The sequence below is a fragment of the Treponema sp. R6D11 genome (genome assembly GCF_054786075.1).
Window position 1 is genome coordinate 1 of the sequence record NZ_BDHD01000950.1, and the last position, 437, is coordinate 437.

Annotated in this window: 1 protein-coding gene; it reads left to right on the forward strand. The window is 39.6% G+C overall.

The annotated features are described in order from the left end of the window. Nucleotides 1-437, forward strand: a 437-nt coding sequence (locus ACYVTD_RS16945) for a hypothetical protein (protein WP_461248817.1), incomplete at both ends; no start/stop codon positions are given.

The window sequence follows — 437 nt, forward strand, 5'->3', positions numbered from 1 at the left end:
ACATTAAGGTTTATATACCGACCTTAGGAGAGTATGAGAAATATCACTCATGCAAACAAAGTATATACAGCGGACATTGGTCATATCTAAACACACAGGGCAGCTTCGATTTTCTAGCAGCCATAGTAGATGAATCTGGAAAAACTGATTCATATGGAGTATTTTCAAACACTCCACATGGCGGCATAACTCCATCGATAAACGCCAGCCGAGACTCAGATATTTTCAGGTCTGTCGAGCTAACAAACGGCTTCAATGTCGGCTCCGAATTTGATCTTATAGGTTGTGAAAACAAATGTTACGGATTATTCGAACCCAAAAGCCCAATTAGATGCCGAATAGAAATGGTCGAAGGAAATAGAATAATATTCCGCCCAACTTTTCCTATTGCATTTAGCAAATTATATCAAAATCTAACATTCGGCACAGGCGTGTGC